The sequence below is a fragment of the Humidesulfovibrio sp. genome, from assembly GCF_031082295.1.
Taxonomy (GTDB): Bacteria; Desulfobacterota; Desulfovibrionia; order Desulfovibrionales; family Desulfovibrionaceae; genus Humidesulfovibrio.
Map to the genome: position 1 here is coordinate 88,182 of NZ_JAVHLD010000004.1, position 23,761 is coordinate 111,942.

Genomic DNA, 23,761 nt, shown 5'->3' on the forward strand with positions numbered 1-23,761 from the left:
ATGGTGAGAACTATTGAAGATTACCGAATTTATGCTGCACAAACAGAATGTTACAAAAGAATAATTCCTGTTGAAAACCTGTAGACGATTATTCTGCAGCCCAGTGCAGCAAGCCCAAGGCATGGGAATCAAGAAGCAGCGGGTGGTGCGGCAGTATGCGCACGGTGAAGCCGAAACGCCCCGCCTCCGCCGGAAGAACCTCACCACGGTACAGGTGCCACCCCTCGCCAAGCTGCTTTTCAGGGACCATGACCGTCGTCTTGCGCTTGGTGAAGGAGGAATCCTGGGACACCGGCCCGTAGTAGATTTCGACCTGTACGTCGCGCGGGTTCAGTCCGTCGAGCTGCACATCCGCCTCCACAAGCACCGGCTCCTCCACGAAGACCTTGTCATGGGTTTCGCTGCGGATGTTGCGGATAGAGAGCTTGTTCCAACTGGTCATGAGGGTCATGCGCCACTGGGCCAGGTCTTTGGCGGCCGCGAAGTCGTCACGCACAAGGCTCTGATAGTTGCGGCAGGATGGCAGGTAGGCCTTTTCCGTGTAGTCCTCCACCATGCGGTGGGCGTTGTAGATAGGCCCCAGTTCGCGCAGGGCGCTCTTCATCTTGTGGATCCAGGCGCGTGGCAGGTTGCCGTGTCCCCGGTCGTAGAACTCGGTGAGCACGTCGTTTTCCAGGATATTAAAGAGGGTCTGGCTCTCCACAAAATCCTGGTACGAGCTGTCCTCGTACTCCTCGCCCCTGCCGATGGCCCAGCCCAGGCTGTTGTCGTGGCGATAGGCCTCGTCCCACCAGCCGTCCAGAGTGGACAGCTGAAGCACTCCGTTGGCCAAAGCCTTCATGCCGCTGGTGCCGCAGGCTTCAAGCGGTCGGCGCGGATTGTTCAGCCACACGTCGCAGCCCTGGACCATGCGGCTGGCGATCTTCATGTCGTAATCTTCGAGGAACACCATGGACAGTCGGCAATCCTCCCTGCGGCAGAGCTGCACCAGGTCCTGAATGATCTTCTTGCCCTCGTTGTCGTTGGGGTGAGCCTTGCCGGCGAAGATAAACTGGACGCGGCGCTCCTTGTTGGTCAGCAGACGAACCAGGCGATCCTTGTCGAGCAGCAGCAGGTTGGCGCGTTTGTAGGTGGCGAAGCGCCGCGCAAAGCCGATGGTCAGGGCCTGCGGATCAAGCACCTCGTCGGCATGTTGCAGTTCCTTGTGCCGCGCGCCCTTGTCCATGAGCTGCTTGCGCAGGCGTTTACGCACGAAATCGACCAGCCGTTCGCGCAAGCGCTCGTGGGTGCGCCAGAGTTCGGCGTCGGGGATGCCCTCGGCCTGGTTCCATACGCGTACGCAGTCCGAGTCCTCGCGCCAATTGCCGAGGTAGCGGTCATAGAGAATGGCCATGTCCGTGGCCACCCAGGTGGGGGTGTGAACGCCGTTGGTGATGGCCCCGATGGGCACGTCCTCCACCGGATTCTGAGGCCACACCTTCTGCCACATGTGACGGGAGACCTCTCCGTGAAGCTTGGACACGCCGTTTGAGAAGCGCGAGAGCCGCAACGCGAGAACGGTCATGCAGAACTGCTCGCCCTCGTCGCGCGGGTCCTCGCGGCCCAGTGCCATGAACACCTTGAAGGCCAGCCCGAGCTTGCGCGAATACTCGTCGAAATAGGATTGCATGAGCTCGGGCGGGAAGCGGTCATTGCCCGCTGGCACCGGGGTGTGCGTGGTGAAGACGCTGGAAGAGGCTGTCAGCTCCGAGGCGGCCTCAAACGACAAGCCGTGGTCCTGCATGTATACCCGGATGCGCTCGAGGCCCGCGAAGGCGGAGTGCCCCTCGTTCATGTGGATCACCATGGGCTCGATGCCAAGGCAAGCCAGGGCGCGGATGCCGCCAATGCCGAGCAGGATCTCCTGCTGCAGGCGCATCTCCAGGCCGCCACCGTACAGGCGTGACGTGACGGCGCGCAGGTGTGGCGCGTTCTCCGGCACGTTGGAGTCCAGCAAATACAGACGCACCTTGCCGACGTGGACCTCCCAGACGCGCGCATGCAGCGGCTGCCCTTGCACGTCGACGCAGACGGTGCATGGTTTGCCGTTCACGTCCGTGGCAAGGCGCATGGGCATCTGCTCGAACTCATGGTCCGGGTAGCGTTCCTGCTGCCAGGCGTCGGGGGTCATGTACTGACGGAAGTAGCCCTCGCGGTACAAGAGGCCCACGCCGACCAGGGGGATGTTCAGATCACTGGCGGACTTGAGGTGGTCGCCTGCGAGTATGCCAAGGCCGCCGGAATAGATGGGCAGGCACATGGCGATGCCGTATTCCAGGCTGAAGTACGCAACGCTGGGCGAGGCCTCATGACCTACGGGAAACTTGAAGGCCGTGTGCTTCCGCGCGAGGTAGTGCTCAAGCGTTTTCTTGGCGTCGGCCAAACGCTGGATGAAGAAATCGTCCCGCGCCAGTTCCTCGATGCGGCGCTGAGGCAGGCGATTGAGAAGCAGCACCGGATTCTGCTGGCAACTTACCCAGAGATTATGGTCAATGGTGGTGAAGATGTTCGTCAGGTCATTGTTCCAGGAGAACCAAAGATTGTTGGCAATGTCCCAAAGAGGCTCAAGTTTTGGGGGCAGTTTCGGGACAACGCTGAACACGCGCAAGGCCTGCATTGGAACTCCTTGATGGATCGGGGGGTGGCTTTTCAAGCTTGTAGCGTATAAAGGCTTCGGGAAAATAGCAAGTACTCCCACCAGCCATCTCCAGGCGCCATCAGAGCCCTTTGCCGCATTGACAGGATTGGTATTTCAAGAGAAAGGAAGGCTCTTTGAATGCTGGAGGAAGACGCATGACAACAGCTGATGAAAAAGCCGCGAAGCACATTGATGTGCGCGTGCGTTTTCTGCACCCCGTCTGGGACGAGCACACGCTCGCCTATGCCACGGACCACTCCGCCGGGCTTGATCTTCGTGCCTGCATCGACGCTGAGCGCCTGGACATTCCTGCGGGTGGGCGCGCTGCAATCCCGGTCGGTGTCGCCATCGAAATCTGCGAGCCTGGCGTAGCCGGGTTCATCTTCTCACGCAGCGGCCTGGGCACCAAGGAAGGCCTCACCGTGAGCCAGGGAGTGGGCGTTATTGACCCGGACTACCGGGGCCAACTCATCGTGTCGCTGCTGAACACTTCCGGACAGGCGCGAAGCGTGGAACGCGGGCAGCGCATTGCGCAGCTCGTGTTCCTTCCCTGCTACACCGCGCGTCTCATTGCCGCCGAGGAGCTTGGCGCCACCGAACGTGGCGCAGGCGGTTTCGGCCATACGGGAAAGATTTAGCTTATATATTAAGGAGAGCGTCATGACCAAGGCTCCAAGCCCCGCATACAACAGCCTCGTCAGCCGGGACAAGAAGGTGATGTGCCAGACCTACGGCCGCTACCCCCTGGCTTTTGAAAAGGCTGTGGGCTCGCGCCTGTATGATCTGGACGGCCGGGAATACGTGGACCTGCTTTCGGGCATCGCCGTGGCCAACCTGGGCCACAGCCACCCCGAACTGCTTGAGGTCATGTCCAGCCAGGCCCAGGACCTCATTCACATCAGCAATCTGTTCTTCCAGCCCAGACAGGTGGAGCTTGCCGAAAAGCTGCTCTCCACCTGCGCCTGCGACAGGGTGTTCTTCTGCAATTCCGGGGCTGAGGCCAACGAGGCCGCGATCAAGCTCGCCCGGCGGTTCATGCGCACCGTTCGCTACAAGGACGCTTACGAGATCATCACACTGTCCGGTTCCTTCCACGGACGCACCCTGGCGACCCTGACGGCCACAGGGCAGCATGGACGGATCAAGGAAGGCTTCGAGCCGTTGCCCGAGGGCTTCGTCACGGTGCCTTTCGGCGACATCGAGGCCATGAGGGCCGCCATCGGCCCCAAGACCGCCGCCGTGCTCATCGAGATGGTCCAGGGCGAGGGCGGGGTGCTGCCCCTTCCCGAGGCCTACGTCCGGCAGGTGCAGGACCTCTGCCGCGAGGCCAACTGCCTCTTCATGGTTGATGAGATCCAGACCGGCCTGTGCCGCACCGGACGCTTCTGGGCGCATCAGCACTTCGGACTTGCGCCGGACGTGTTCACCACGGCCAAAGGGCTTGCCAACGGCCTGCCCATGGGCGCCATGCTGGCCAAGGAGCATGTGGCCCGGGGCTTTGCGCCCGGGTGCCACGCAACGACCTTTGGCGGCGGCGGCGTGCTCTCAGCGGTGGCCTCCAAGGTCGTGGACATCATGCTTCGCGACAACCTGGCTGGTCGTGCCCAAGAGCTGGGAACGCTCGCCGTGGATGCCTTCCGGAAAATCCAGGCCGCCCTGCCGCACAAGATTACAACCGTGCGCGGCCTGGGCCTGATGATCGGCATCGAGCTGGCTGAACCGGGCGATGCCGTGCACGCGGAGCTGCGCGAGCGCGGTTTCGTCTGCAACCTGGCCCATGGCAAGGTGTTGCGGCTTCTGCCGCCGCTCACCATTGCGGCTGATGATCTGCTTGCCTTTGCCGCTGCTCTGGAGGATATTCTGAGGCAGAACAACTAGGGAACATCAACCGAGCGCAGGAGCAGGCCATGACCGTGGTCGATCCAATAAATCCGCAGCCGCAAATGCAAAACGTGGAGCAGCGCCCCCAGGGGTTGCCCCCGGAACCGCATCTTCCTGCCGGAAAGCCCCTGCGCTCGGTCCAGACCATGCCGTTGCCGCTCATCAATCCACGCGAAATGCCCAAGGACCCGCAGGACGAGCAGGCCCTGCACAGGCAGGTTGCCATGAATCGAGCCGGGATCACCGGCACTGGGCTCATCGTGGACACCATCGCCTGAGGCCTTGCATCACGACAACACTCCAACACACAATGGAACCGCACCTGATATGACCACGTCCCTGCTCAAGATCGAGTTTTCGCTGCCCCCTGCTGACTACGACGATGCTGTTGTCTATCTTTCCGGCGCCATACAGCACGGCTGGGAAGAATCCCAGGCCGTCGACGGCACAACGCACTTCAGCACCTACCTGGAAAACCATGACGCCGGGCATGAAGTCGCGCGCCGGATCAAGGAACTCTGGCCTGACTCGGGCATACGCACCGAGGAGAGTGAAAGCCAGGACTGGGGCCAGTCGTGGCGAGAGTTCTTCACGCCCATCGAGTGCGGCGGGCGTTTCGAAATCCTGCCGCCCTGGCTGTCCGATGAAGGGCACGACAACCTGACCCCCATCATCATCGAACCCAAGATGGCCTTCGGCACCGGGCACCACCCCACAACGGCCCTTTGCCTGTCCTGCCTGGCCGACCTGTTCCGCAACGGTCATCTTTCCAAGGACATGGAATTCCTCGACCTCGGCACCGGCTCCGGCATCCTGGGCATTGGCCTGGCCAAGCTTGGCCTCAAGGGCCTTGGCCTGGACATCGACCCCCAGGCCATCGCCTGCGCCGACGAGAACGCCCGCATCAACAACGTGGAGGAAAGCTTCCGCGTCGCAGTGGGCGGCATCAACGCGGTTCCCGAAGGCAAAACGTTCAAGGCACTGGTGGCCAACATTCTTTCCAAACCGCTCATCTTCATGGCCGCTGACATCGTGCGCCGCATCGAACCCGGCGGATGCCTCGCCCTTTCCGGAATCCTGGTGGAACAGGCGCCGGACGTGATACGGGCATACGTGCTCCTGGGCCTGCCAGAGCCGGAATTGCGCGTGAGCGGCGACTGGTGCGCCCTGCTCTGGACGTCACTGCCCGACATAGCGAGAAGCTGATGGGCAAGCGCGCCGACACCATCCAAGGGCTTTACCAGGCCTTCGCCGAAGCGCTCGGTCCGAGCCATTGGTGGCCCGGCGATACGCCCTTCGAGGTGGCTGTCGGCGCCATCCTGACCCAGAACACCAACTGGAAGAACGTCGAGAAGGCCATCGCCAACCTGAAGGCCGCGGACGCTTTGACGGCCAAAGGCCTGCGCGCCCTGCCTCCAGCCAGGCTGGAGGAACTGATTCGACCTGCCGGGTATTTTCGCATCAAAACCAAAAGGTTAAATGATTTTCTCGACTTTCTTGAAGGCGAGTCTGGACTTGAGATCGAGCATTTGGCGGGTCAACAGCTTGACCAGTTGCGGCCTAAGCTCCTGTCCGTGCGTGGGATCGGCCCGGAAACAGCCGATTCCATCCTGCTTTATGCCCTGAACAAGCCCACCTTCGTTGTGGACGCTTACACTGTGCGCATGTTCTCCCGCCACGGACTCATACCAGAAGTAACCGACTACCATGAGGTGCAGGACATCGCCCAGTCGGCCATTTCACCCGATGTGCAGGACTACAACGAGTTCCATGCGCTCATCGTTCGTGCAGCCAAGGAGTGGTGTCGCAAGACCAAACCGCTGTGCACGCTCTGCCCTGCCCGCGCGCTGCTGCCAAACCCTGACGAGTTGCCGGCATGAGCCTGTCGATCCGCAAATCGCGCCTTATGCTGGCCATCCTGCTGGCGACCAGCCTTGTTCCGGTCGCCCTGGCGGAACCGGGACAGATTGAGAAAGCCCTGCAGCGTGAGCATCATAAGGCTGCGGAGCACAAGGGCGTTGTGCGACAACTGGCTGAGCGCGAAAAGGCCCTGGCAAACCGTCTCGGCGCCATCGAAGCCCGCATGCAGGCCGCCGAGGCTCGCATCGAGAAACAAGAAGCGGAGCTCGCCGTCATCCGCAAGGAAGAAGCCCACTACGCCGAGCTGTACGACGCAGTCCGCGTTAAACGAGAGAAAGCTGCCCGCGAGCTCCGCAGACTGCTCGACCTGCTCTGGCCCATCAGCGCGCAGGGCATGCACGAAGGTTCGCGCTCTGCCGACAGCTGGGATTCTGCTGACCGCCGCTTCCAGTGGACGGGCTCTGTCTATGCCAAGGTCCGCGCGGCGCTGGAGGTCGTTCGTCGTCAGGAACAGGAGCTGGCCGGCGTGCTCGCGCGCCAAAAGGAGCTGGAGCTCCAGGTGGACCAGCAGCTGGCGGTCATCAACGCCGACAAGGATGCGCTCCTGCGCGACCGGTTGTCACTGAATGCGCGCATTGGCCAGGTGAGCACCCAGCGCCAGGACCTGGAGGGCGAACTCCAGAACATCCTCAAAGCGATCCAGCAGCTCAACTATCAACTCGTCAACCAGCGCAGCCGCAAGTTCGATTCCTACAAGGCCATACTGCCATGGCCCGTTGCTGGTCGGGTGGTCACGCAGTTCAATCCGGAGGGCCGACCATCCCGCCGGGGCATCGGCATCGCCACGGGCGAGGGGTCCACGGTTCGCAGCGTCTTTTGGGGCAAGGTCGTGCACAATGACGTGCTGCGCGGCCTTGGCAAGGTCGTCATACTGTTTCACGGCGGGGACTACTACAGCCTGTATGCCTATCTGTCCGATGTGACGGTGCAGCCAGGCCAGGAAGTTGAAAAGGACGAACCCCTCGGCCATGCCGGGTACTACCCGGAAGCCCACGGCAACGGGGTCTATTTCGAATTGCGTTTCCACCAGAAACCTATTAATCCCCTGCTGTGGCTCATGCCCGCCCAGTAGACGCCAAATCGTACGGCGTTTACGGCTTCACGGAGGAATTATGCGCACTGGCATCTGGTTTGTCTGTTTTGTTCTGCTTCTGTCCTTGACCATCGCGCCCGCTCCCGTTGGTGCCGCGCCCGGCAAGGACGACCAGTTTGAGGCCCTGCGCAGGTTCAGCCAGGTCGTCGACATGGTGGAGACCCACTACGTCAAGAAAGTCACCAAAGCAGAGCTTATCCAGAACTCCATCAAAGGCATGCTTGAGCAGCTTGATCCCCACTCGGCCTTTTTGCCCGCCGATGACTTCAAGGAGCTGCAAGTCTCCTCCAGCGGAGCGTTCCACGGCATCGGCATCGAAATCAGCTCCGAGAACGGACGCCTTATCGTTGTCTCTCCCATTGAGGACACGCCCGCCTTCAAGGCCGGCCTCAAGAGCGGCGACATCATCCTTGAGATCGACGGCGAATCCACCATGGAGCTTGGCCTGAACGAAGCCGTGAAGAAGATTCGCGGCCCGCAAGGCACCACCGTTGTCCTGACGATCCTGCACAAGGGCGCCCAACAGCCTATCGATGTGTCCATCGCGCGCGGCACCATTCCCATCGTCAGCGTCAAGACCCAGGAGCTCGAAAAGGGCTACCTCATGTGCCGCATCACGCGCTTCAACGAGCACACCACCAAGGAACTGCGCGACAAGATTTCGGAATACACCAAGAAGAATCCCATCCAGGGCATCGTGCTTGACCTGCGCAACAACCCGGGTGGCCTGCTCGACCAGGCGGTGAGCGTCTCCGACACCTTCCTGCCCGACGGCCTCATCGTCTACATCCAGGGCAAGGATCCGCAGTCGCGCCGCGACTTCAAGGGCCGCAAGGAAACCGATGATCTGGTCGACGTGCCCATCGTCACGCTCATCAACGCCGGGTCCGCCTCGGCAGCGGAGATCGTGGCCGGAGCCCTGCAGGACCGCAAGCGCTCGCTCCTCATCGGAGAGAAGACTTTCGGCAAGGGATCGGTGCAGACCGTCGTTTCCCTGCCTGACGGTTCGGGCATCAAGCTGACCACCGCGCTCTACTACACTCCCAACGGCCGCTCCATCCAGGCTGAGGGCATCGTCCCCGACCTTGAGATTCCATTTGTGGCTCCGCCTTCGGATGAAGACAAAAATCTCAAGGACCGCTTCACCTTCCGTGAGAAGGACCTGAACCGCCACCTTGAGAACGGCAGCGCCAAGAAGGGCAAGAAATCCGGCAAGTCGACCGCGGCGTCTGATGAAACAGCGCAGAAGATGATCGAGAAGGACAACCAGATGCGCCTGGCCCTGGAAATGGTCAAGACGCTGCCCAAGATCAGGGAAATCCGCTAGCCGGGCAACAACATGTGCGCCAAGCAGACCGACGACGAGCGGGCCGGTTCACCCCGGCCCGTTTTTTTCACCCAACTGGCAGAGCACCTGCGCAACCTACCTGTTGGCGTATGGATTGGGCTGGCCCTTGTGCTGGGAGTGCTCATCGGCGTGTTCTTCGCGCGCCAGTTCCCGGGCCGCGGTCCGTCCGCCCCCGTGCAGCAGCAGGTCAACGCCACCACCTACGAGGAATATCACGCTGGAGCGCTGGAAAATCGCATCAAGCTGGTTGATAGCGCCATCTTCGGCAGCCTGCGCGCGGTCAAGCCCGACGCTGACCGGCTTCAGGTCCAGTCGGTGGAAGGTAGCAAGCACGGCGATCGCGAATACTACCACCAAACCATTCGGCTCTCTATTCCCGCTGCCGACAGGCCAGTCTTCATCCGGCACCTGACCAAGGAATTGGCCATCCTGGTGCCGGGAGCGCAGCTTTCCCAGCCAACGCCGCTTGAATGGGTCCTCACCATCGACGGCATCCCCACGCACAAGCTGATGCTTCACGCCGATGCGGAGAAACCAGTGCAACCGCCTCGGCATCAGGCCGGGAAAGGCCGCATGGCCATCGTCATCGACGACATGGGCGAGGATGTGGGCCTTGCGCAAGGCTTGGCCGCCCTGGAAGTGCCTGTCGCCTTCTCCATCTGGCCCGACAGTGGCAACCGCGAAGCCGTGCTCAAGATCGCGAAATCGAAAAACCGCGAGATCCTCATCCATCTTCCCATGCAGCCCAAGGGCTATCCCAAGGTCGAACCGGGCAAGCATGCCCTGCTGGTAAGCATGACCGCCGAGCAGGTGCAGGCCACGGTGCGCCGAGCCATTGAGCGCATTCCCGGGGCCATCGGCCTGAACAACCACATGGGCTCCCAATTCACGGAGAACCCCTTTGGCATGCACGCCGCCTTGCAAGCCATCAAGGACAAGGGCCTCTTCTTCCTCGACAGCCGCACCACGGCAGATACCGTCGGCGAGCGCGAATCCCTGCGCATCGGTCTGCGTTTCTACAAGCGCGACGTGTTTCTGGACAACGAGCAGAACGTCTCGGCAATCCTTCTTCAACTCCGCAAGGCCGAGGCCCTGGCGCGCACTCGCGGCAACGCCATCGCCATCGGCCACCCGCACCGCGAAACTCTGCAAGCCATCAAGCAGTGGCTGAAGGACAAGGACGACAGCGTCAACGTCGTCCCCTTGACCGGCCTGAGCTTGTACTAGGCTCTGCGCGCCTTCGGCTTGGACTTGCCAAGGGGCAGGCAAAGGCTGTACTCTTTCTTAACGATCATGCGCACTAAAGCCTTGGCCGCTTCGGTCCGATTCTTGCTTTAGGCACCACGGGCGGCGCTTTTGCTCCCAGAGTGACACATTTCTGGCAAGGAAACGCTGACATGAGCAAAATTCTTGAACAAGATGAAGTCGATGCGTTGTTGCGCGGTCTTTCCGGCGGCGAGGTGGAAACCACGCCGGACCTGCCCGAGGACGACTCCGGCATTGTCCCCTTTGACCTGACCAACCAGGACCGCATCATTCGCGGCCGCATGCCGGTCCTGGAAATCGTCAACGACCGCTTCGCCAGACTCTGCACCAACGCGCTTGCCAACACCATGCGCAAACGCGTGGACATCAACCCCATCTCCATCGACATGAGCAAGTTCGGCGATTTCATGCGCTCCTTGCCCGTGCCCACCAGCATCTCCATTTTCAAGATGGAGCCCTTGCGCGGCAACGCCCTGCTCGTCGTCGACTCGCGCCTTGTTTTCGCTCTGGTTGAAAACTTTTTCGGCGGCGCCGGCTCTCAGCCCAAGGTGGAAGGCCGCGACTTCACGCCCATTGAGCAGGCCATCGTTGACAAGGTGGTCAAGGTCTGCCTGGCCAACATGGAGGAATCCTGGAAGCCGGTACACGAGGTGCACATCGAGGTCGTGCGCTCCGAAGTCAACCCGCAGTTCGCGGCCATCGTTCCGCCAAGCGACGTTGTCATCGTCATCACCTTCGAAGTGGAGCTTGAGAACGCCATTGGCTCGCTCATCTGCTGCCTGCCCTACGCCACCATGGAGCCCATCCGCTCCAAACTGCACGCCTCCTTCCAGTCCGAGCGCCTGGAAGTGGACCATGTCTGGATCAACCGCTTCAAGGAGCGCCTGTTCGAGACGCCGGTGGAATTCCTGGTACGCCTTGGCAACACGCGCATCACAGGCCGCCAGTTGCTGAACCTTGAGATCGGCGACATCATGATGCTTGATACCGACGCTGAAGACCTGCTCGAAGTCGACATTGAGGGCGTCCGCAAGTTCTACGGCACCCCAGGAAGGGTCAAGGGCAACAAGAGCTTCAAGATCATCAGGGACGAGCAGATTCACTTCTAGTTCACTGTGATGAAAGTACTTAAAGGGCCGCCCAGCGCGGCCCTTTTTATTGTTGCCCCTTGACTTCAAAGCTGATTCGGGTGATTTGCCCTGCACGCGCGGAACCGTCGCCAATGTGCGGCAACACCGCGCCACCAAACCTTTTGGAGGATGAGATCAATGAGCGAACGTACTTTTTCCATCATCAAACCTGACGCCGTGGCCGCCAAGCAGACCGGCGCCATCATCCAGATGATCCTCGACGCCGGCCTGACCGTTAAGGCCATGAAGATGATCCGCCTGACCCGCGAGCAGGCTGAAGGCTTCTACGCCGTGCACAGCGCCCGCCCCTTCTTCAAGGACCTGGTTGAGTACATGATCTCCGGCCCGGTGGTCGTGTCCTGCCTGGAAGGCGACAACGCCATCGCCAAGTATCGCGACCTCATGGGCGCCACCGACCCGGCCAAGGCCGCCGAGGGCACCATCCGCAAGAAGTTCGGCAAGAGCATCGAGGCCAACGCCTGCCACGGCTCCGACGGCCCCGACACCGCCAAGGTTGAAGTGGCGTACTTCTTCAGCTCGCTTGAAATCGTGGGGTAGAAACATGAACAGGAGCGTCGGCTTCATCGGCGTCGGCAACATGGGCACGGCCATCATCAAGGGCCTTGCCGCGCAGAAGCTTGCCGTGCACGGATGCGACCTGAACAAGGCCAACCTTGAGGTCCTGGCCGCAGAGGTGGGCCTGAAGACCGCGCCTTCTCCCAAGGATCTTGTGCGCGCATGCCGCTACGTGATCCTGGCGGTAAAGCCGCAGCATCTGGCCGCCGTGGTGGAAGAAATCGCCCCGGAGCTGACCCCTGAGCATTGCCTTATGTCCATCGCCGCCGGCGTGACCCAGGACCGCCTGCGCAGCCTCTCTGGCAATCGCTGCCCGGTGGTGCGCATCATGCCCAACACTCCGGCTCTTGTCGGCGCTGGTGTGTTCGCCCTGTGCTTCGACGACCAGAAACTGGACGACGAGCGCAAGGACTTCATCCGCGCCATGCACAAGCCTTTGGGCCAGGTTCACGAGCTGCCTGAGAAGCTCTTCGACGCCTTCACCAGCGTAGCGGGCTGCGGCCCGGCCTACGTTTTCTACGTCATGGACGCCATCGTTGAGGCCGGGGTCAACCTTGGTCTGCCCAGGGCGCAGTCGACGCAGATCGTGAAGGCGCTGTTCAGCGGCTCGGCCAAGCTGGCCGAGGAGTCGCCCCTGCACCTCTCAGAACTCCGCGAAATGGTCTCCTCTCCCGCAGGGTCCACCATCCGCGCCATCATCCACATGGACCGCACAGCGGTTCGCGGCAACATCGTTGACGCTGTCGGCGAGGCCTATGACCGCAACGTGGAGCTGGGATAGGCCCAACGACGACTAATCGCAGCAAAAAACAAGGCCGCCTGGAGCAGAATCGAAGCTCCGGGCGGCCTTTTCCATTGCAGCATGAAGCGAGCCTGATCCCCTAAAGTGTAATGGCCACCTTAACGCCCTGGAAGACAAATATGGCCAGGAAGGCAGCATACACCATGAGTCTAAAGATTCTCTTGAGTTTCTCTACACTCCAATCCCGCCCCTTCGGACCCAGTTCCGGCTTCATCTTGGCCTCACCGAAGTAGACGGCTGGCCCACCCATGGAGCCTTCAAGGAGCCAGGCCACAGCGCTCATGGGCCAGCCAGCGTTGGGGCTTTCCATGGTCCTGGCCTCGGTCGGAACGTGCTTCCAGGCCTCGCGCCAGGGTAGGCGCATGATCGCCCCCGCACCAAGCAGCATCAGGGCAGTCAGCCGCGCGGGAATATAGGCAAAGAGGTCGTCTGCCTTGGCCGCGGCCCAGCCGAGCTCGCGGTATTGCTCGGTCTTGTAGCCCCACATGGAGTCCATGGTGCTCACCGCCTTGTACGCCCACAGGAGCGCCGGTCCGCCCAGGACAAGGTAGAACAGCGGCGCAACGTACCCATCGCAGAGGTTCTCGCTCAGGGTTTCAGCCAATGTCTTGCGAAGCTCGGGCTCTTCCATGTTCGAAGTGTCGCGGCTAACGAGCATTCCCACGGCCTCGCGAGCCTCCTCGAGATTGCCCTCCTCCATGAGTTCCAGCGCGTCGCGCCCCTCGTCCAGAAGCTCGCCAAGGGCAAGGCCGGCATACGCGAAGTAGAGGGATGCCAGCATGCCCAGATAGCTCAGCCCAGTAAGGAACTCGACTACTGCCCAGCTCGCTCCGGCGTTGAGAAGAACGCAGAGCACACCGGAAAGGCGCAAGCCCAGCACCCACTGGCGGGCGTGCCCTTCCAGCCAGTCCAGCCAGCGGCCGATGAGCCGCACTGGATGCGGCAATCGGCTCGGATCGCCGAGCAGCAGGTCGAGGACGGTGGCAATGACTGGGAGGCTGAACACGGTAAGGACCAGGATCTTCATGATGTGCTCCCGGCGAAATGAAAAAGGCGGGGACAGCAGTGACGCCGTCCCCGCCAGGGAATGTGTCTTCTAGCTTTCGAAGTAGGAGCGCAGGACCGAGCTGCGCACCGGGTGGCGCATCTTGCGCAGCGCCTTGGCCTCGATCTGGCGAATGCGCTCGCGGGTGACGTTGAACAGCTTGCCCACTTCCTCAAGGGTATGGTCGCTCTTCTCGCCGATGCCGAAGCGCTTGCGCAGCACCTGCTCCTCGCGCGGGGTCAGGTCGGCCAGGACCTTGGCGATCTGCTCGGAGAGCTTGGTGCTCACGACTTCCTCAGCCGGGGCAGTGGCCTTCTTGTCCTCGATGAAATCGCCCAGGTTGGAATCTTCCTCGTCACCGATGGGCGTTTCGAGGCTGATGGGCTCCTTGGCGATCTTGAGCACCTTCTTGACCTTGTCCACGGGGTAGTCCATGCGCTCGGCGATCTCCTCGGGCGAAGGGTCGCGGCCAAGCTCCTGCACAAGATAACGGGAGGTGCGGATGAGCTTGTTGATGGTTTCGATCATGTGCACCGGGATGCGGATGGTGCGCGCCTGGTCCGCGATGGCGCGGGTTATGGCCTGGCGGATCCACCACGTGGCGTAGGTGCTGAACTTGTAGCCGCGCTGGTACTCGAACTTGTCCACGGCCTTCATGAGGCCGATGTTGCCTTCCTGAATCAGGTCAAGGAACTGCAGGCCGCGGTTGGTGTATTTCTTGGCGATGGACACCACCAGGCGCAGGTTTGCGCGGATGAGCTCCTGCTTGGCGCGCATGGCGGCCAGATTGCCCCTCTTGATGCGCCAGAGGACTTCTTCCAGGTCGCCCACGTTGTGGCAGCACTTGTCCTGCAGACGGGTGATGATCTCCATCTTGCCGGAGAGCATTTCCTTGAAGGAGAAGAACTCCTCAACGGTCATGCTGAGCAGGTCGGACGCGCCGACGGGGTTCATCTCACGTTCGTCGACCGCGTTGAAAATGCGGACGATCTCCTCGCGGTTCTTGCCGACGGAGAGCATGTAGGCGTGCAGGTCTCGCTGGCAATTGTGCATCTGCCGCACGTAGTCGGAAACGGTCTCGATGATCCGGTCGATGAGCGTCTTTTCGATCTTGATATCGCGCAGACGGGTGACGATCTCTTCCTTGTAGGCCATGATCTCGTTCTGCACGCCGAAGACCCTGCGATCGAGCTGCGCGCAGTAGTCGAGCTTCTCATAGATCTTGCGCTTCTTCTTGAACAGGGCCTTGACCTCGTCGAGCAGGAAGATGACGCGCTGGCGCTGGTTCATCTCGTCTTCGCTCGGGTCGTCCTCTTCGATGGTCTTGACGACATCCTTGAGCTTGATGCGGGTGTTCTTCAGGTCTTCGCCCACCTGCACAAGTTCCTCGATGGCTACGGGAACCTCGACAAGCGCGTACAGCACCTCAAGCTCGCCGTTCTCGATCTTCTTGGCGATGGTAACCTCGCCCTCGCGATCAAGCAGCGGCACTGCGCCCATCTCGCGCAGATACATCCGCACGGGGTCGGTGCTGCGGGAGGAATAGTCAGCGGCATCGTCCGCGTCGGCGGGCACCAGATCGAGTTCTTCATCGTTGTCAGAAGTCTCGGTGGTGAGCTTCTTGCCGTTCTCCTCACTGTCCACGATGACGATGTTCATCTGGTCGAAAATGCTCATGACCTCTTCAAGCTGGTCAGGAGTGGTCATTTCCGTCGGCAGGGTTTTGCCCACCTCTTCAAAAGTCAGAAATCCGTTCTTCTTGCCTTTGGCAATAAGGAGCTTTATCTGCTGGATTTCTTTCAAATTATTCATTCTTCCTCCCTGCTGGGGGCATTCAGTGCTTGAATCGCCATTTGCACTTTCTTCACTTCCGAAACATCACCTGCCATGCTCAACTCAGCGAGGCGATGCATAAGTTCCCTGCGTCTGACGTCCTTATGCTGCTTTTCTATCCAGGTGCACAGGCTCGCCCAATGGTCTGCCAGTTCATCCCCGGTCAGCTGGGGATGCTTTTCGAGTGCATCACGCCACAGCCTGGCATCTTCTTCGCCAAGGCCGTTTGCGACCTCCTCAAAACGTTGCAGCGACAAACGCTGCCACATGTGTCTGCCCCAATCAGTGGAGAGGACATTCCCAAGCCCTCGTTTTGCGAGATGCGGGATATAGTCCGGATACTGGATCGAAAACTCAATGAACTTGCGGTCGTTGGCATCATCACTGCCAACGGGCCGCCTGGTCCTGCCGGACGGCTGAACGTTATTGCCCGCCTCATGGCGAACGTTTTGCCGCCCTGCTCCACTGGCATAAGATCCACCGCTCTGCGATCCGCCCTGGCGCCGCAAGTCCATCTCGGAAAGGCCCAGGCCGTCGGCCAGTCGCGGCAAGTAATATGCACGCAAAGCATTATCGGACAATTGTCCCAAAAATCCAGTGGCCCAGGCCACAATTTCTCTTGGCGCAAAATTTTCGCGGATCGTGTCCAGGCAGTAATCAAGGCCGTCCGCCGCCTTTTCGAAGCAGGCATCCAGGCCCTCACGCCCCTGCTTGTGCAGCAGGCTGTCCACGTCCTCGCCGTCAGGCATCAGCAGTACCCGGCAGGCAACCCCCTGATGCAGAATCATTTCGGCGCTGCGAAGCGCCGCCTTGCGGCCCGCGCCGTCGCCGTCAAAGATCAGGTCGATGCGCGAGCAGAATCCGGACAGGCGTTTCACCTGCTCCTGGGTCAGCGCGGTCCCCAGCACCCCGCAGGAGTCGGCATAGCCGAACTGTGCGAGGGACAGCACGTCCATATACCCCTCGGTCAAGATCGCCCGCTTGCTGCGGGTCATGGCCTGCCTGGCCTGATGCAGTCCGTAGAGGTGCTCGCCTTTCTTGTAGATTGGCGTGTCGCTGCTGTTCAGGTACTTGGGTTCACCCTCTGTAATTATTCTTCCGCCAAAAGCAATAACCTGACCTGATAAATTCTGTATGGGAAAGATCAATCTTCCACGGAACCGATCGTAGATATTCCCTTTATCATTTTTCGACAAGAGGCCCGCCAGAACCCCCTGCTCCGGGCTAAAGCCCCTGGAAACAAGGTGGTTCAGGAGCCCGTGCCAGTCGTCAGGGCTGGCGCCAAGCCCGAAAGCGGCGGAAATTTCCGGGCTCGTGCCGCGCTTGCGCAAATAGGACCTGGCCGCATCGCCAGTGACCTGGTTCAGGTTGCGCCGGTAGTACTCCTGGGCCTGCTCGTGCATTTCCAGGCACTGCCTCTTGAGCTTCTGCCGTTCGTCATACTCCGGGTCGGGCCGAAATTCGTTGAGCTCGATGCCCGCTTCCTCGGCCAGTTGCCGGAGCGCGTCCTTGAACTCCAACCCGTTGATGCGCATGTAAAAATCAAGAACGTCGCCACCAGCCTGGCAGCCAAAACAGTAGTAAAACCCTTCGACTTCATTGACGCTGAAGGACGCCGTCTTTTCCTGGTGGAAAGGACACAGGCCCATGTGACGCCCCGAGGCAGGCCGCAGGGCAACGTAGCGACCTACCACGTCGACGATGTTCACCCGCTGCTTGAGCGTCTGTATGACCTGATTATCCATGAATCCCCTGCCGTCCTCGGGCTTACTTGAGCGTCACCTCGGTCATTCCGTCACCGCCCCGGTCCTCGTTGGCCAGGGTGAATGAGGCCACAGGAGGCGCTGTGCGCAGATACGCGTGGATCTCCTTGCGCAGGGCTCCGGTGCCTCGGCCATGTATGATCTCAAGGGTGTTGGCCCCGCGCAAAAGCGAGGCGTCGAGAAAACTCGCGAGTTCGGCCAGGGCCTCGTCAGCCCGGCGCCCTCTCAGGTCCAGGCGCGGCGAGAAGCCCAGGTCAGCGTCGATGCCCTTGGTTTGCTTCTCCGGTTTGCGCGGTGCGCGCCCGTCAAGCGACAGCTCGGTGAAAGCCACCCACATTGCAACGCCGTCGAAGTCGACCTTTACCTGGCCTTTACGCTCGTCCTTCTCCACCACACAACCGGTCTTGTTCCAGGCCTTGTAGGCAACGCGCTGGCCCGGCTTGATCTCGGAGAGTTCGAGGGCCGGTGCGGCAGGGGCTGCCTCAGCGTCGAGCACAGGCTCCAGGCGTTCACGGGCGTCCGCCAGCTTCTTCAGTGCCTGCTTGCGGCCAACGCGCTCGGCCTTCCAGTCACGCAGAACGCCTTGGGCAAGCTCACGAACCTCGGTCAGCACGCGGGTGCGTTCCTTGTCGAAGCGGGCTTCCAGGGTGTCACGTTTCTTCCGCAGTGCCTTGCGTTCATCTTCGAGTGCGTCGTTTTCACGCTCGCGCTGCACTGCCAAGGAGTTCAGCCTGTCCAGAACAGCGCTGGTGTCTGTGCCGTCAAGCAGCAGATACTGCTCGGCGCGCGAAAGAATGGTGCGCGGCAGCCCGTGCTCACGGGCTACGTCCAGCGCAATGCTGGCCCCAACCTGATCGTAGGCCAGGCGGTAGAGCGGCTTCTTGGTCTTGGGATCAAAGAGCACACTGGCGGCGCGCACCTTGTCCGTGGCCAGGGCGTAGGCTTTCAGCGCCGGAAAATGCGTTGCCGCGAAGGTGCTTGCTCCACGCTCCAGCAGTCCATCAATGACAGCCTGCGCCAAGGCGGCGCCCTGAGTCGGGTCCGTTCCGGCGCCGAACTCATCGAGCAGGAACAAGGTCTGCCCGTCCACACGCTCCCACACACGCGAAAGGTACTGGATCTGCGCGGTGAAAGTGCTCACGTGCTCCTCGATGCTCTGCTCATCACCCAAAACAACGAAAATTTCCGTCCACAGCGGTAACGAGCTGCCCTCCGCCACGGGCACAGGCAGGCCAGAAAATGCCATGAGCGCGATGAGCCCCAGAGTCTTGAGGCACACGGTCTTGCCGCCCGCGTTGCCACCGCTGACAATCAAAGCCAGCTGCCCCTCGCGCAGCTTGATGTCCAGCGGTTGCGTGGCGCCGTCCTGCAAGGCCAAAAGCGGATGCCTGGCCTGAATGAGACGTGCGGGAAAATCTTGGCCCACATCCAGCGGACGGGCCTGGGTAGCCTCGGCCAATTTCGCCTTGGCCATGAGCAGGTCAAGCTGCACAAGACCGCGGTAGCTGGCCTCGATGCCGTCACGCTCCTGGCGCACAAGATCTGTCAGGTATTCAAGAACCTTGCGCTCCTCAACCCGCTCCTCGCGTTTGAGTTCCTGCAAGCTGTTATTGATCTCAACCAGGAACATGGGCTCGAAGTAGCAGGTCTCGCCGGTCTGGGAGTAATCATGGATGATGCCGGGGAAGCGGTTCTTAAAGTTGACCTTGAGGGGCAGCACGTAACGGTCTGAAGACACAGTGACATAATCGTCCTGAAGGTAATGGGCGATGTTCTCCGACAGGACGAAATCCTTGACGCGCTTGGTGCACTTTTGATGTATGGCGCGGATTTCCTGGCGCACACTGAACAGGCCTGGCGAGCTTTCGTCCTTGAGGTGGCCATCCTGGTCAAGGCAACGCTTGAGCGCAGACCAAGTGGATGCGGGCCAAGGCGCGCCGCTGACCGCCGCGTAGAGCTCATCCCAGCCACGATCCAGATAGGGTGTCAGCAGGTCGCGGGCGATGCGGCCCTGCTCAAGAGTGGCGGAAAGAGCGAACAGAGCGTCAAGGTCGAGAATGCGGTGCGGGATGTCCAGCACCGGAAAGAAGCCGCCGAAATCAGGGAAGGCGTTCAGCTTGAAGCCGGATTCGCGAACCCAGCGCAAGGCTTGTTCAAGAAGGGTCAACTGAAGCCGCACGGACAGCGGGTCGGCGAACGGATGCACCTGTAGACAGGCCGTGGCTCCGGGTTCGGATACGGCGAATCCCGACAGTTCCTTAAGGATCTTCGGGAACTCCAGCAGATGCAGGGTTCTCGGTTCCATGAACTGCCGTTTGTTAGGAGGACAATCTGGAGCGGACGGCCTCGCTGGCCTTCTTGCCGTCGTAGCGCCCCTTGTAGCCGATGGTCAGGGCCTGCATGACCTTGCCCATGTCCTTGGGACCGCTTGCGCCCGTCTCGACCACAAGACGATCAATGGCCTGAGCCAGTTCGCCTTCGGTGAGGGGTTGAGGCATGTAGTCCACAAGCACGTCGTATTCGGCAATCTCAACAGCGGCGAGATCGGCGCGACCATGCTTCTCGTATTGCTCGATGGAGTCTTTGCGCTGCTTGATCTGCTTGGAGACGAGGTCAAGCATGTCGTCATCGGTGAGCGGGCGCATGAGTTCAACCTCACGGTTTTTGGCTGCTGTCTTGAGATGCCTCAAGACAGCAAGCCGAACCGTGTCTTTGGCCTTGTAGGCCACTATGAAGTCGGACTCGATGCGTCCCTGGATGCTCATTAATCGACCCTGGACTTGCGCATCTTTTTGATAAGGCGCTTCTTGGCAGCTGCCTTCTTTTTCTTTTCCTGGACGCTGGGCTTCTCGTAGTGCTGACGCTTCTTCAGTTCGGAGAGGACCCCGGCCTTTTCGACCTGCTTCTTGAAACGACGCAGGGCAATCTCGAAGTTGTCACTTTCATCCAACAGAATACCGGGCAATGAAATCACCTCCCCTCAAGGAAATCAGCTAAACAGAAAAGTGTCCCTACCCCAAGCACCTGCGGATTGCAAGCATGGATAAGAGGGAAGAATACGGACCCACCCAGATTACTCTGGATGGGTCCGCCTTGATCATGCTCTTGTCGTGAGTCGTCTAGTGGCCCGCGTGCGAATCGTCGCGGCAGTCCCACAAGGACTTCATCACACAGTATCCCATGCCGATGCTGATGACAAACAGCACGATGTAGAGGACGCCAAAGAAGATGGCGTGGTCCGCCTGAAACCAGGGCAGATCCTGTGGCAAGGGACTATGAACGGTTTCGCCGTGCAGCATTGGAAGCCTCCAGATTTACTTTACGGCGTCCTTCAGGAGCTTGCCAGGACGGAACTTGACGACCTTGGTGGCCGGAATCTTGATCTCTTTGCCGGTGCGGGGATTGCGGCCCACACGCGCCTTGCGCTTCTCAACCTGGAAGGTACCGAAGCCAGTGAGGGTGAGCTTGCCTTCCTTCACCAGGACGTCCTCGACGGCACCGATGAAAGCGTTCAAAGCGCGCTCAGCATTGGCCTTGGTCAGGTTGGCCTTCTCTGCGATTTTGACAACCAGCTCAGCCTTCGTCATGTTTCCTTCCTCCTCATTGGTGAGTCACTGTTTGCTTCTCGGTCATCCGAACTTGCGATGAAATTCTGTCTGCGAGCTTTCGCCGGCTGACCGTCTGAAGCTCTCCTGCCAGTACCCGCACTCGCGGTTTCATGGCGCCCACGAAAATCTTCATGGCCACCTTGATCTGCAACTGAACCTCGATAAACACCAAAGCAAAACCCAAGTCAAGAGCCAAATTGGTTTTGCAGACGATTTGATAGCTCCAGAAACTGTTCCGGCGCAAGCGTCTCCGGCCTTTGGGACGGCTCAACACCAATCCCGGCAAGGAGGTCTACAATGCCGCCAATTCCTTTTGATTTCAATATTGTAGACAACTGCTTGCGGCGCTGCTGAAAGCACATATGAAGTGTCTCAGCAAGGGCCTTGGACGCTTTTGCCTCAAAAGTGTTGGGGCGCAAAATAAATCGCATGACTGCGGAAGTGACCTTGGGTTGGGGGTGAAATACCTGCGGCGGCACCTTGAAAAGCAGATCGACAAGGGCATGGCTCTGCACCCACACGCTCAGCGCGCCATAGTCCCTCCCCCCCGATGGAGCCCGCAACCGCTGCCCGACCTCAAGCTGCACCATGAACACCGCGCAAGCGAAACGCGACTGGCTCACGATGTCCCACATCAGCGGCGAGGCAATATTATAGGGAAGGTTGCCGACGATCTTCCAGCCGTCCTCAGGCGCGAGCGAATTCCAGGGGAAGGCCAAGGCGTCGCCTTGCACGATCTCAATGGAAGGATACTGCTCGGACAAGACGGCCGCCAACTCGTCATCTTTTTCAAGAACCATGAAACGTCCAGGCTGGCGGTCAAGAATATGTCGTGTCAAGGCTCCGCGCCCAGGGCCGATTTCAAGAACATTGTCTCCTGGCTGGATGCCAAGGGCGTCGACAATCTTCCGGGCGATATTGGCGTCCTTGAGAAAATTTTGCCCAAGGCTCCGCTTGGCGGGCTTGAACCGCCCTCTGCCCTCTGGCCTGTTCACGGACATGTGCTTGTTCCTGTCATGCCGTTAAGGTAGCAAGCGCAATGACGGTTGACAACTGCTTTGCAGACTCAGTAGAACCTCGCATCATTGAATAAGGAGTCTGAATTATGGATCTGCGTAAATACATTCGCGATGTCATGGACTTCAAGCCCGGCATCACCTTCTTCGACATCACGCCGCTCCTGGCCGATCCGAAGGCCTTCAGCTATTCCATCGACGCCCTGGCTGAGCGCTACAAGGATTCCGGCGCCAACAAGATCGTGGCCGCCGAAGCGCGCGGCTTCATCTTCGGCGCCCCCCTGGCGTATAAAATGAACATCGGCTTCATCCCGGTTCGCAAGCCCGGCAAGCTGCCGTACAAGACCACTTCCGTCACCTATGAACTTGAATACGGCACTGACACCCTGTGCATGCACGTGGACGCCGTCTCGCCTGGCGACAAGATCCTCATCATTGACGACCTGCTGGCCACCGGCGGCACCACCGGCGGCATGATCCAGCTGGTGAAGCAGAACGGCGGAGACATCGCCGGCATAGGCTTCCTTCTTGAGCTTGGTTTCCTTGACGGCCCAAGCAAGCTCGATGGCATCCCTCACGAATACATTCTGAAGCTCTAGGAACGGGCACACGCATGGCGAACATAGGCATCATCGGCGGCAGCGGCCTGGACAACCCGGACATCCTGCACGGCCCGAAGGATATCCAGGTCACGACGATTTATGGTTCATCGACCTCTCCGGTGCGCACAGGCAGCATCGGCAAGCACAATATTTTCCTGCTTGCTCGCCACGGAAGGGACCACACGACGCCCCCTTCCCAGGTCAACTATCGGGCCAAGATTGAGACCCTGAAGAGCCTCGAGTGCGATTATATTCTGACGACCACGGCCGTGGGCTCCCTGCGCGAGGAAATCGGCCGGGGCGACCTTGTGGTGCTGGACCAGTTCATAGATTTCACGCGTCACCGCTCCATCACATTCCATGAGAAATTTGCACCGCACGACCCTATCCATACCCCAATGGCCGACCCGTTCTCCGAGGAGCTGCGCACCCTTCTTAATGACTCCTGCGAGGAATTGGGCATCCGGCACCACAAGAAAGGGACGGTGATAACCATAGAGGGCCCCCGCTTCTCCACCCGTGCGGAGTCAAACATGTTCCGCATCTGGGGTGCGGACGTCATCAACATGAGCATCGCTCCCGAGGTCATCCTGGCCAACGAGGCGCGCATACCCTACGCCTCTGTAGCCATGTCCACGGATTATGACTGCTGGAAGACCGACGAAGCTCCCGTCACCTGGGATGATATCCTGCATATTTTCAAGCAGAACGCCAAGAAGGTGACGGACGTCCTCATCAAGACCATCAACAAGATTCCCTAGAAGCTTTGTCTCACAGCGACATGAAGCAAAAGCGGACTTGACAAACATGCCCCCGTATGCATAAAGAGCCGCTCTCTATTTTTTACGATGACACCCTGGCAGCGACACCCGCGCCAGGCAAGGAGGAAGATTCCCATGGCAGAAGAAAAGAAGAAAGCAAGCGCACTGGACGGCGCGGTCATGACCGCTGAAGGCCTGTCCTTCAAGGGCGTCATCATGAACGCAGTGGTTGAGAACTGCACCGGCTGCGACCGCATCGCCGAGTTCGACAACGTGAGCTACTGCCCGAGCTACGCTCAGCCCGCGGCCAAGTGGTCTCGCGGCATCTGCAACTTCGCCACGCACGTCAAGGGCACCCTTGACAAGCAGGGCAAGGCCAAGGTCAACCCGCTGAAGGCGTCCAAGCGCGCTGCCAGGGGCCGCTAGACCGACGACAAGAA

The 23,761-nt window shown here is 60.2% G+C and carries 24 protein-coding genes; 14 read left to right on the forward strand and 10 right to left on the reverse strand.

Annotated elements, in window-relative coordinates:
• Positions 1–88: 88 nt before the first annotated feature.
• Positions 89–2,656 carry an alpha-glucan family phosphorylase gene (gene glgP, locus RDU24_RS03745; RefSeq protein ID WP_308734394.1) on the reverse strand — a complete coding sequence of 856 codons (2,568 nt, stop codon included), beginning with the start codon at positions 2,654–2,656 and terminating at the stop codon, positions 89–91.
• A 176-nt stretch (positions 2,657–2,832) separates the two neighbouring features.
• Between glgP and dut the strand changes: the two genes are divergently transcribed.
• The 11 genes from dut to proC all read left to right on the forward strand — a co-directional run bounded on the left by dut (position 2,833) and on the right by proC (position 12,672).
• Positions 2,833–3,315: a dUTP diphosphatase gene (gene dut / locus RDU24_RS03750; RefSeq protein WP_308734395.1), complete on the forward strand. Its 483-nt coding sequence runs from the start codon at positions 2,833–2,835 to the stop codon at positions 3,313–3,315.
• A 22-nt stretch (positions 3,316–3,337) separates the two neighbouring features.
• A complete protein-coding gene (locus tag RDU24_RS03755) occupies positions 3,338–4,555 on the forward strand; it encodes an aspartate aminotransferase family protein (RefSeq protein ID WP_308734396.1) in 1,218 nt (405 codons plus the stop codon).
• A gap of 29 nt (positions 4,556–4,584) precedes the next feature.
• Positions 4,585–4,836: a hypothetical protein gene (locus tag RDU24_RS03760; RefSeq protein ID WP_308734397.1), complete on the forward strand. Its 252-nt coding sequence runs from the start codon at positions 4,585–4,587 to the stop codon at positions 4,834–4,836.
• Positions 4,837–4,885: 49 nt separating this feature from the next.
• Positions 4,886–5,764, forward strand: a complete 879-nt coding sequence (locus tag RDU24_RS03765; protein WP_308734398.1) for a 50S ribosomal protein L11 methyltransferase — start codon at positions 4,886–4,888, stop codon at positions 5,762–5,764.
• Positions 5,764–6,438: an endonuclease III domain-containing protein gene (locus RDU24_RS03770; protein WP_308734399.1), complete on the forward strand. Its 675-nt coding sequence runs from the start codon at positions 5,764–5,766 to the stop codon at positions 6,436–6,438. The genes RDU24_RS03765 and RDU24_RS03770 overlap by 1 nt, the downstream gene beginning before the upstream one ends.
• Entirely contained in the window at positions 6,435–7,550 is a 1,116-nt protein-coding gene (locus RDU24_RS03775) for a murein hydrolase activator EnvC family protein (RefSeq protein ID WP_308734400.1), read from the forward strand. The genes RDU24_RS03770 and RDU24_RS03775 overlap by 4 nt, the downstream gene beginning before the upstream one ends.
• Positions 7,551–7,590: 40 nt before the next feature.
• Positions 7,591–8,898, forward strand: coding sequence for a S41 family peptidase (locus tag RDU24_RS03780; RefSeq protein WP_308734401.1), 1,308 nt, complete (start codon positions 7,591–7,593; stop codon positions 8,896–8,898).
• 12 nt (positions 8,899–8,910) lie between these two features.
• Positions 8,911–10,146, forward strand: a complete 1,236-nt coding sequence (locus RDU24_RS03785) for a divergent polysaccharide deacetylase family protein (protein ID WP_308734402.1) — start codon at positions 8,911–8,913, stop codon at positions 10,144–10,146.
• Positions 10,147–10,316: 170 nt separating this feature from the next.
• Positions 10,317–11,294: a flagellar motor switch protein FliM gene (gene fliM, locus RDU24_RS03790; protein ID WP_308734403.1), complete on the forward strand. Its 978-nt coding sequence runs from the start codon at positions 10,317–10,319 to the stop codon at positions 11,292–11,294.
• Positions 11,295–11,453: 159 nt separating this feature from the next.
• Positions 11,454–11,873 carry a nucleoside-diphosphate kinase gene (gene ndk / locus RDU24_RS03795; protein WP_308734404.1) on the forward strand — a complete coding sequence of 140 codons (420 nt, stop codon included), beginning with the start codon at positions 11,454–11,456 and terminating at the stop codon, positions 11,871–11,873.
• Between the two features lie 4 nt (positions 11,874–11,877).
• Positions 11,878–12,672 (forward strand): pyrroline-5-carboxylate reductase, encoded by a 795-nt coding sequence (gene proC, locus RDU24_RS03800; protein ID WP_308734405.1) that lies wholly within the window; start codon positions 11,878–11,880, stop codon positions 12,670–12,672.
• A 100-nt stretch (positions 12,673–12,772) separates the two neighbouring features.
• Here proC and cbiB read toward each other — a convergent pair whose 3' ends face one another.
• The 9 genes from cbiB to rsmA all read right to left on the reverse strand — a co-directional run bounded on the left by cbiB (position 12,773) and on the right by rsmA (position 21,943).
• The gene (gene cbiB, locus RDU24_RS03805; RefSeq protein WP_308734406.1) at positions 12,773–13,720 is read right to left on the reverse strand and encodes an adenosylcobinamide-phosphate synthase CbiB; all 948 of its coding nucleotides are present in this window, start codon (positions 13,718–13,720) and stop codon (positions 12,773–12,775) included.
• Between the two features lie 69 nt (positions 13,721–13,789).
• A complete protein-coding gene (gene rpoD, locus RDU24_RS03810; RefSeq protein ID WP_308734407.1) occupies positions 13,790–15,550 on the reverse strand; it encodes an RNA polymerase sigma factor RpoD in 1,761 nt (586 codons plus the stop codon).
• Positions 15,547–17,316: a DNA primase gene (gene dnaG, locus RDU24_RS03815; RefSeq protein WP_308734408.1), complete on the reverse strand. Its 1,770-nt coding sequence runs from the start codon at positions 17,314–17,316 to the stop codon at positions 15,547–15,549. The genes rpoD and dnaG overlap by 4 nt, the downstream gene beginning before the upstream one ends.
• A 22-nt stretch (positions 17,317–17,338) precedes the next feature.
• Positions 17,339–19,639 (reverse strand): endonuclease MutS2, encoded by a 2,301-nt coding sequence (locus RDU24_RS03820; protein ID WP_308734409.1) that lies wholly within the window; start codon positions 19,637–19,639, stop codon positions 17,339–17,341.
• Between the two features lie 13 nt (positions 19,640–19,652).
• Entirely contained in the window at positions 19,653–20,099 is a 447-nt protein-coding gene (locus RDU24_RS03825) for a GatB/YqeY domain-containing protein (protein WP_308734410.1), read from the reverse strand.
• Positions 20,099–20,299 carry a 30S ribosomal protein S21 gene (gene rpsU, locus RDU24_RS03830; RefSeq protein WP_308734411.1) on the reverse strand — a complete coding sequence of 67 codons (201 nt, stop codon included), beginning with the start codon at positions 20,297–20,299 and terminating at the stop codon, positions 20,099–20,101. The genes RDU24_RS03825 and rpsU overlap by 1 nt, the downstream gene beginning before the upstream one ends.
• 154 nt (positions 20,300–20,453) lie before the next feature.
• On the reverse strand, positions 20,454–20,633 hold the full coding sequence (locus RDU24_RS03835) for a hypothetical protein (RefSeq protein WP_308734412.1): 180 nt from the start codon (positions 20,631–20,633) through the stop codon (positions 20,454–20,456).
• 15 nt (positions 20,634–20,648) lie between these two features.
• A complete protein-coding gene (locus tag RDU24_RS03840; protein ID WP_305571986.1) occupies positions 20,649–20,921 on the reverse strand; it encodes an HU family DNA-binding protein in 273 nt (90 codons plus the stop codon).
• A 206-nt stretch (positions 20,922–21,127) separates the two neighbouring features.
• Positions 21,128–21,943, reverse strand: coding sequence for a 16S rRNA (adenine(1518)-N(6)/adenine(1519)-N(6))-dimethyltransferase RsmA (rsmA, locus tag RDU24_RS03845; protein ID WP_308734413.1), 816 nt, complete (start codon positions 21,941–21,943; stop codon positions 21,128–21,130).
• Between the two features lie 104 nt (positions 21,944–22,047).
• Between rsmA and RDU24_RS03850 the strand changes: the two genes are divergently transcribed.
• The 3 genes from RDU24_RS03850 to RDU24_RS03860 all read left to right on the forward strand — a co-directional run bounded on the left by RDU24_RS03850 (position 22,048) and on the right by RDU24_RS03860 (position 23,747).
• Positions 22,048–22,557, forward strand: a complete 510-nt coding sequence (locus RDU24_RS03850; RefSeq protein ID WP_308734414.1) for an adenine phosphoribosyltransferase — start codon at positions 22,048–22,050, stop codon at positions 22,555–22,557.
• Between the two features lie 14 nt (positions 22,558–22,571).
• The gene (locus RDU24_RS03855; protein ID WP_308734415.1) at positions 22,572–23,321 is read left to right on the forward strand and encodes an MTAP family purine nucleoside phosphorylase; all 750 of its coding nucleotides are present in this window, start codon (positions 22,572–22,574) and stop codon (positions 23,319–23,321) included.
• 135 nt (positions 23,322–23,456) lie between these two features.
• Positions 23,457–23,747 carry a PxxKW family cysteine-rich protein gene (locus RDU24_RS03860; RefSeq protein WP_308734416.1) on the forward strand — a complete coding sequence of 97 codons (291 nt, stop codon included), beginning with the start codon at positions 23,457–23,459 and terminating at the stop codon, positions 23,745–23,747.
• The last annotated feature ends 14 nt before the right edge of the window (positions 23,748–23,761 follow it).

Bases quoted from the DNA above. Each gene is read 5' to 3' on its own strand.
- glgP (WP_308734394.1), bottom strand. From the start codon at position 2,656: ATGCAGGCCTTGCGCGTGTTCAGCGTTGTCCCGAAACTGCCCCCAAAA.
- dut (WP_308734395.1), top strand. From the start codon at position 2,833: ATGACAACAGCTGATGAAAAAGCCGCGAAGCACATTGATGTGCGCGTG.
- RDU24_RS03755 (WP_308734396.1), top strand. From the start codon at position 3,338: ATGACCAAGGCTCCAAGCCCCGCATACAACAGCCTCGTCAGCCGGGAC.
- RDU24_RS03760 (WP_308734397.1), top strand. From the start codon at position 4,585: ATGACCGTGGTCGATCCAATAAATCCGCAGCCGCAAATGCAAAACGTG.
- RDU24_RS03765 (WP_308734398.1), top strand. From the start codon at position 4,886: ATGACCACGTCCCTGCTCAAGATCGAGTTTTCGCTGCCCCCTGCTGAC.
- RDU24_RS03770 (WP_308734399.1), top strand. From the start codon at position 5,764: ATGGGCAAGCGCGCCGACACCATCCAAGGGCTTTACCAGGCCTTCGCC.
- RDU24_RS03775 (WP_308734400.1), top strand. From the start codon at position 6,435: ATGAGCCTGTCGATCCGCAAATCGCGCCTTATGCTGGCCATCCTGCTG.
- RDU24_RS03780 (WP_308734401.1), top strand. From the start codon at position 7,591: ATGCGCACTGGCATCTGGTTTGTCTGTTTTGTTCTGCTTCTGTCCTTG.
- RDU24_RS03785 (WP_308734402.1), top strand. From the start codon at position 8,911: ATGTGCGCCAAGCAGACCGACGACGAGCGGGCCGGTTCACCCCGGCCC.
- fliM (WP_308734403.1), top strand. From the start codon at position 10,317: ATGAGCAAAATTCTTGAACAAGATGAAGTCGATGCGTTGTTGCGCGGT.
- ndk (WP_308734404.1), top strand. From the start codon at position 11,454: ATGAGCGAACGTACTTTTTCCATCATCAAACCTGACGCCGTGGCCGCC.
- proC (WP_308734405.1), top strand. From the start codon at position 11,878: ATGAACAGGAGCGTCGGCTTCATCGGCGTCGGCAACATGGGCACGGCC.
- cbiB (WP_308734406.1), bottom strand. From the start codon at position 13,720: ATGAAGATCCTGGTCCTTACCGTGTTCAGCCTCCCAGTCATTGCCACC.
- rpoD (WP_308734407.1), bottom strand. From the start codon at position 15,550: ATGAATAATTTGAAAGAAATCCAGCAGATAAAGCTCCTTATTGCCAAA.
- dnaG (WP_308734408.1), bottom strand. From the start codon at position 17,316: ATGGATAATCAGGTCATACAGACGCTCAAGCAGCGGGTGAACATCGTC.
- RDU24_RS03820 (WP_308734409.1), bottom strand. From the start codon at position 19,639: ATGGAACCGAGAACCCTGCATCTGCTGGAGTTCCCGAAGATCCTTAAG.
- RDU24_RS03825 (WP_308734410.1), bottom strand. From the start codon at position 20,099: ATGAGCATCCAGGGACGCATCGAGTCCGACTTCATAGTGGCCTACAAG.
- RDU24_RS03835 (WP_308734412.1), bottom strand. From the start codon at position 20,633: ATGCTGCACGGCGAAACCGTTCATAGTCCCTTGCCACAGGATCTGCCC.
- RDU24_RS03840 (WP_305571986.1), bottom strand. From the start codon at position 20,921: ATGACGAAGGCTGAGCTGGTTGTCAAAATCGCAGAGAAGGCCAACCTG.
- rsmA (WP_308734413.1), bottom strand. From the start codon at position 21,943: ATGTCCGTGAACAGGCCAGAGGGCAGAGGGCGGTTCAAGCCCGCCAAG.
- RDU24_RS03850 (WP_308734414.1), top strand. From the start codon at position 22,048: ATGGATCTGCGTAAATACATTCGCGATGTCATGGACTTCAAGCCCGGC.
- RDU24_RS03855 (WP_308734415.1), top strand. From the start codon at position 22,572: ATGGCGAACATAGGCATCATCGGCGGCAGCGGCCTGGACAACCCGGAC.
- RDU24_RS03860 (WP_308734416.1), top strand. From the start codon at position 23,457: ATGGCAGAAGAAAAGAAGAAAGCAAGCGCACTGGACGGCGCGGTCATG.